This window comes from Sulfurimonas sp. (genome assembly GCF_041583195.1).
Classification (GTDB): Bacteria; Campylobacterota; Campylobacteria; order Campylobacterales; family Sulfurimonadaceae; genus Sulfurimonas.
The window spans coordinates 43,159-49,837 of sequence record NZ_JBFHGL010000013.1 but is presented as its reverse complement, the minus strand read 5'-3'; the positions used below and the strand labels follow the sequence as shown (position 1 = coordinate 49,837).

General features: G+C 34.2%; 5 protein-coding genes and 1 pseudogene. 5 read left to right on the top strand and 1 reads right to left on the bottom strand.

Translation table 11 applies throughout. The features are described 5' to 3' along the window. The 5 genes and pseudogenes from ABZA65_RS11170 to ABZA65_RS11150 form a co-directional block, all read left to right on the top strand. Positions 1-145 (top strand): annotated as a pseudogene (locus tag ABZA65_RS11170) (ammonium transporter); the annotation flags it as partial. 96 nt (positions 146-241) lie between these two features. Then, positions 242-580: a P-II family nitrogen regulator gene (locus ABZA65_RS11165; protein WP_373073658.1), complete on the top strand. Its 339-nt coding sequence runs from the start codon at positions 242-244 to the stop codon at positions 578-580. Between the two features lie 137 nt (positions 581-717). Next, positions 718-1,896 (top strand): ammonium transporter, encoded by a 1,179-nt coding sequence (locus tag ABZA65_RS11160; RefSeq protein WP_373073656.1) that lies wholly within the window; start codon positions 718-720, stop codon positions 1,894-1,896. 197 nt (positions 1,897-2,093) lie between these two features. Further along, on the top strand, positions 2,094-3,470 hold the full coding sequence (gene thiC / locus ABZA65_RS11155) for a phosphomethylpyrimidine synthase ThiC (RefSeq protein WP_373073654.1): 1,377 nt from the start codon (positions 2,094-2,096) through the stop codon (positions 3,468-3,470). 22 nt (positions 3,471-3,492) lie between these two features. Continuing rightward, positions 3,493-4,599 (top strand): P-loop NTPase, encoded by a 1,107-nt coding sequence (locus ABZA65_RS11150; RefSeq protein WP_373073652.1) that lies wholly within the window; start codon positions 3,493-3,495, stop codon positions 4,597-4,599. A gap of 194 nt (positions 4,600-4,793) precedes the next feature. On the opposite strand, the gene ABZA65_RS11145 is transcribed toward ABZA65_RS11150, so the two are convergent. After that, positions 4,794-6,656, bottom strand: a complete 1,863-nt coding sequence (locus tag ABZA65_RS11145; protein ID WP_373073650.1) for a diguanylate cyclase — start codon at positions 6,654-6,656, stop codon at positions 4,794-4,796. Positions 6,657-6,679 lie beyond the last annotated feature (23 nt).

The following is a 6,679-nucleotide window of genomic DNA, read 5'->3' as shown; positions in this document are numbered from 1 at the left end:
AGTAGTAGGTATCTTTACATTAGTTGGTACTATAATCGTTTACTATATAGCTTCAGCAATCACAGGTGGTGGTAGAGTAGATGAAGAGACTGAGCAAGTTGGTCTTGACGAAGCTGTTCATGGTGAAAAAAGTCTTAACCTGTAATTTAGTTGATTTAAACACTAAAAGTGGTTACAATTTTGAAAATTAAAAAAAGAGGGTGAATCCCTCTTATAATAAAAATATTATGGAGTCTAAATAATGAAAAGAATAGAAGCGGTTATAAAACCATTTAAATTAGAAGATGTAAAAGATGCACTTGCAGAGATCGGTATTACTGGTATGACTGTAAGTGAAGTAAAAGGATATGGACGTCAAAAAGGTCATTCTGAGCTTTACCGTGGTGCAGAATATGTAGTTGACTTTTTACCAAAGATCAAAATGGAGATGGTAGTTGACGATAAAGATGTAGATCAAGTTACATCTGCTATCGTAGAAGCAGCTCGTACTGGTAAAATCGGTGATGGTAAAATATTCGTTAGTGATATTGAAAAAATTATCCGTATCCGTACAGGTGAAACTGACGCAGAAGCTATATAGTTTAAGTATTTCCACAACTTTGTGGAAATATCCTAATCTATTCCTCTTAAATATTACTGATTAAAATTTAATCATTCCTCCCTATAATATAAGTTTTTATTTTAGATAAAATTCCCCTTTTGAATGGGAGGAATTGAATGGTTGAGACTGAATTTAAATATGTTATAGATACTTTTTTTGCACTGTTTTCTATGACACTAATTATACTTATGGTACCTGGTTTTGCAATGCTAGAAGCAGGTCTTGTACGTGCTAAAAATGTTACTGCAGTACTTACAATAAACACACTTATCTACGCTATTGCGTCTATCGCTTTTTTACTTATCGGTTATGAGTTGGCATTTGGTTCATGGGAAAATGATTCTATGAGTAAATGGGCTGCTTTTTTATTTCAGATGGCATTTGTCGGAAAAACTATTAATATTATGAGTGGTGGAGTTAGTGAGCGTGTACGTATTATTCCTGTAGCAGTTTTTGCATTTATTATGGGTGGTTTGATATACCCTTTAATAGTGAATATATCTTGGGGTGCTGATATGTTTGCAGGCACTTTTTTAGATATAGATATGTATGACCTTGCTGGTTCGACTGTTATACACTCAACAGGTGGATGGGCATTGCTAGCTACACTAATAATCATGGGTTCAAGAAAGGGAAGATATGGAAAAGACGGAAGTGTTAAAGTAATTCCTGCTTCAAATATCCCTTTAGTATTTTTGGGTGCTTTTCTTTTATGGATTGGTTGGTTTGGATTTAACGGTGGTAGTGTAGGTTCAATATCTTCAGTTGAAAATGCCGATGCTGTAGCAAAAACAATTATGAATACAAATACTGCCGGACTTGCAGGTGCAATTATTGCAACTATAGTTATGTATATAAGATATAAACTATTTGATATAACTATGATATTAAACGGTGCACTAGGTGGACTTGTTGCTGTAACTGCTGGACCAGATCTATATGATATATATACGCCTATTTTAATCGGAGCTATTGGTGGTGCTTTAGTTATTTTAGCAGTTCCATTATTTGATAAGTTAAAACTTGATGATCCTGTCGGTGCATTATCAGTTCACTTGGTAAATGGTATATGGGGCACACTAGCAGTAGGTATATTTGTAAGTGATGTATCTTTTATGGCTCAACTAAAAGGTGTATTAGTAGTAGGAGCTATAGTATTTCCTGTATCACTTCTAGTTGTATATATTATTAATAAATTTACTACTTACACAGCTGATGAAGAAGAGCAACTTCAAGGTATGGATATTGTTGAATGTGGTGTTGAAGCTTATCCAGAATTTAGAAAATCAATATAATTACTACAAAAATTGTGTATCTATAAGTTATTAAACACTTATAGATATACTTAATTCTTCAATAAACAAAAAGACTTTAGGTTAAATTAACTTTATTTGATTATATTTCCAACTAACTATAAATTTTTTATGTAAGAGAAGAAACTTTTATAAAAAAACTAAACTATTAACAGTTTCTACTATTAAAGGAGACCCTTATGAGAACTTCATGGGTAAAAGAGCGTGAAAATGACGAGTGTAAAACTCAGATGTATTACGCTAAGCAAGGTATCATCACACAAGAGATGGAGTATGTTGCTAAAATAGAGGACTTAGATCCTGAGCTTGTAAGAAGTGAGATTGCAAGGGGACGCTTAATAATTCCTGCCAATGTTAATCACACAAACTTAGAACCGATGGCTATCGGTTTAGCATCAAAATGTAAGATAAATGCAAATATAGGATCATCTGCAATAGCAAGTGATGTTCAAGGTGAGATAGAAAAAGTTCAAGTTTCACAACATTATAAAGCTGATACAGCGATGGACTTATCAACTGGTGGTGATCTGGACGAGATTCGTTCAGCCGTAATCGCTAATTCAAAAATTCCAATAGGTACTGTGCCGATTTATCAGATTTTACACGATGTTGGAAATAAGATAGAGGATTTAAGTATAGAGGTTATGCTTGAAGTACTAGAACGCCAAGCGAAGCAGGGTGTTTCATACTTTACTATCCACGCAGGTTTTTTATTAGAGACTATGCCAAAAGTAGCAAAACGTAAGATGGGTATAGTATCTCGCGGTGGTTCATTAATGGCAGCATGGATGATGCACTATCATAGAGAAAATCCTTTCTTTACGGCTTTTGATGATATCTTAGATATTTGTGCTAGATACGATGTTTCTTTATCTTTAGGAGATTCACTTCGTCCAGGTTGTCTAGCTGATGCAAGTGATGATGCACAACTTGGTGAGCTTAAAGTTCTTGGTGAATTAACACTTCGTGCTTGGGAGAAAAATGTTCAGGTTATGATTGAAGGTCCAGGTCATGTTCCTTTAAATCAGATTGAGCGTAATATGAAGATCCAACGTGAATATTGTCACGAGGCTCCTTTTTATATATTAGGACCACTTGTAACTGATATCGCAGCAGGGTATGATCATATCTCATCTGCTATCGGTGCTGCTGTTGGAGGATGGCATGGAGCATCTATGTTATGTTACGTAACTCCAAAAGAGCACTTAGGACTTCCAAATGCAGACGATGTACGTGAAGGTATTATTGCATACAAAATAGCTGCCCATGCTGCAGACATTGCACGTGGACGTAAGGGTGCACGTGATATTGACGATGAAATGAGTGATGCGCGTTATGCATTTGATTGGGAAAAACAGTTTGAACTTGCCCTTGATAGTGAACGTGCACGTGAGTATCATGATGAGACACTGCCTCAAGACGTATTTAAAGAAGCAGAATTTTGTTCTATGTGTGGACCTAAATTTTGTTCATACAAAATAACTCAAGAGATTATGGATAATCCTGAAGCTATTGCGAAAATTGCAGAAGATGCAAAATTAGCTGAAGCTAATTAAATTTTATAAAGGAAAAAATTTTATGACTGAACAAATTGTAAAAGATGCATTATCAAAAGTTACATATCCAGGTTTTACTAAAGATATCGTAACTTTTGGTTTTGTAAAAGATATTCAAATTTCTGGAAATGATGTAAGTGTAACTGTAGATATTACTTCATCGGCTCCAGAGGTTGCACAACAAATTACTGATGATGCACAATCTGAGTTAAAGCATGCTGGTGCTTCAAGTGCGACTATTAATATTACTGCACCTCAAATGCCAAAAGAGAGTTCTTCTAAGGGTAAAAATATAGCACCACAAGTTAAAAACTTTTTAATGGTAAGTTCTGGTAAAGGTGGTGTAGGTAAATCAACTACTTCTGTAAATATTGCAATCAGCCTTGCTAAACAAGGTAAAAAAGTTGGACTTTTAGATGCAGACATCTATGGTCCTAATATTCCCCGTATGATGGGTGTAGCTGATGTAAAACCTGAAGTTAACGGAAATAAAGTTATGCCTTTAAAAGCTTACGGTATTGAAGTTATGTCTATGGGTTCACTTATGGAAGATGGACAATCTCTAATCTGGCGTGGTGCTATGATTATGAAAGCAATTGAACAGTTCCTACGTGATATTTTATGGAGTGAACTAGATGTATTAGTTATCGATATGCCACCGGGAACAGGTGATGCACAACTTACACTTGCTCAAAGTGTACCTGTAACGGCTGGTCTTACTGTAACAACGCCGCAAAGTGTATCTTTAGATGACTCTAGACGTTCACTTGATATGTTTAAAAAGCTTCATATTCCAATTGCAGGTATAGTTGAGAATATGAGTGGATTTATTGCTCCGGATACTGGTGTTGAGTATGATATTTTTGGTAAAGGTACGACTCAACCTATGGCAGATGAGTTTGATACTAAAATAATTGCTGAAGTTCCAATAGAGCCAAGTATTCGTACAGGTGGAGATGAGGGTAAACCTATCTCTTACGTTGCTCCAACTAGTGAGAGTGCTAAACGTTATGATCAAGCGGCAGAAGCTATCTGGGCATTCATAGAAAATATAAATGCAGAGGGTGGGGTTGACAACCAAGCTGTTCAGCCGACTACACCTCCAGGTGTGTCTGCTTGTTCTATGTAATATAATACAAAAAGAAAACCAAAGTATCGGCGCATTTTCAGCGTCGTTACACTTGTCATGTACTTTTAGTACATTTCCTCGTTAAACTTCTCGAAACTACACCAATCTTTTGATTTTTAATTATCAGTTATCTAGTTTTTTTATTTATGTGGGGAAGAAATTAAGATAAAAGAAGTGAATTACTCCACCTCTTTTTAATAAGAACCTTCATATTTATCTTTATCCATCATGCTCTCATCAAACTCTACTATTTTATTTCTACCAGTGTTTTTAGCATTATATAAAGCAGTATCTGCATATTTAATACATTTCCAGATTGTATCACCATCATTAGGGAATTTTGCTATACCGATAGAGATAGTTTTTTGTAAAGATTCTCCACTACCTACATCAAAACGTAGTCTTCCAAAGTCTTGGTGAATTTTTCTTGCTACCATTAAAGCACCCTCATCAGTTGCATTGTGAAGCATGACTAAAAATTCTTCTCCACCGTAACGTATAGCAAGATCTGCTTCACGAATACTGCTTCTAAGTACATTTGCAAGATCAACTATAACTCTATCTCCAACATCGTGTCCATGAGTATCATTTACCATTTTAAAGAAGTCAACATCAAGCATTAATACATGATAAGTTTCATCTGCACGTCTAACTTGACTCATCACTTTATCTATAAAGTTTTCTAAAAATCTTCTGTTGTAAAGGTCTGTCATTCCGTCTCTTAAAGATGTGTCATGTAACTTATCCATAAGCAAGTTACTTTCAATCACAGGTTTAGCAGCTTCAAGATAGTTAGTAATACTTGGCATATAAGAAGTATATTTTGGAATGTCAAGTTCATCATACGACATCATATTGATTAACAGTGATGCTTCATCATTTATCTGATATGGATGGCATATAAAGTGTATATCTTCTGCATGATTTGATGTACAAAGGTTATGGAATTCAGTAGATATTACATCTGAATGTGTCCTACAAGCACGGCATTTTTGCGCATTTTTATCTACAAGTTCTACATTACATGTTTCTGTAAGTTTTTCATCAGTAATATAAATTAGTTTTCTTGTGTTGTGTTTGTTATCTATTTCGTATATTGCAAAGTTTTCGATATCAAATTTTCTTTTTAGAACGTCTATTATTCTAGAATATATGATATTCTTATTTTCATCAAGTTCTATAGTCTTTTTAAATTTATATATATCTGAAAGTTCATTAATGATCTGTTTAGCTTCATATAGCGGATCATTACATGAAGAGGATCTGTCTGTAACAAAAGTTGCTAGATTAACCCTAATCTCACCAAAAGCTTCATGCATTTTTTCAAACAGTGTATTTAACTGTTCAACAACTTTACCTGCTTCACCTTTAATTTTAGTTTGAAATTTATGAGTAAAGTCACCGCTATAAGCCTCTTGAATTCCAGCTTGAAGATCTTCAAAAAGTTTCATGTAAGGCGTTACATAGTAGTTTATAAGTATAAGGGCTATAACAATAAAGATAAGGTTAATACCTAAAATTTTTAAAATAGTAAAAAGACCTGCATTTCTCATGTCTGTAATATTAAATTCCATACTTATGGCACCAAGAGTATCTCCTCTTTTTACATCATGACATGTTAAACAGTTTATATTACCTACAGTAGTAGCTTTATAAGGCATAGTAACCCTAAGGTTTATTTTGTCTGTATACTCATCTATCTTTTTAATAACCTGACCTGTTTTTAGTACCTCTTCATCTATAGCATCACGTGCAAGTTCTGAGTTAAAGCCTTCCCCATATTGCTTTATTACATGTTGACTACGAACTAGCCATAGAGATTTAATATCATCATTATTTGAAATTTGTTCTAAGAAGTATTCACGTTTATCCATAATGCCGTTAACCATATGTGCAGTTAAGCCATCTTCAACAGTTCTAGCAGCTGTTTCAGCTTTTTCAAGAGCTGATTTTATACTGTATTCTCTGAAGTTTAGTGATACGTTTATAATTGTGGCTATAGCTAAGCCAAGAAGCATAAGAGTTACTATAAAAAGAAGTTTTATTTTTGTTCGCATATATATTCGCTTATATTAAGATT

Excerpts from the sequence above, each read along its gene's own strand:
- ABZA65_RS11165 (WP_373073658.1), top strand. The coding sequence starts at position 242 with ATGAAAAGAATAGAAGCGGTTATAAAACCATTTAAATTAGAAGATGTA.
- ABZA65_RS11160 (WP_373073656.1), top strand. The coding sequence starts at position 718 with ATGGTTGAGACTGAATTTAAATATGTTATAGATACTTTTTTTGCACTG.
- thiC (WP_373073654.1), top strand. The coding sequence starts at position 2,094 with ATGAGAACTTCATGGGTAAAAGAGCGTGAAAATGACGAGTGTAAAACT.
- ABZA65_RS11150 (WP_373073652.1), top strand. The coding sequence starts at position 3,493 with ATGACTGAACAAATTGTAAAAGATGCATTATCAAAAGTTACATATCCA.
- ABZA65_RS11145 (WP_373073650.1), bottom strand. The coding sequence starts at position 6,656 with ATGCGAACAAAAATAAAACTTCTTTTTATAGTAACTCTTATGCTTCTT.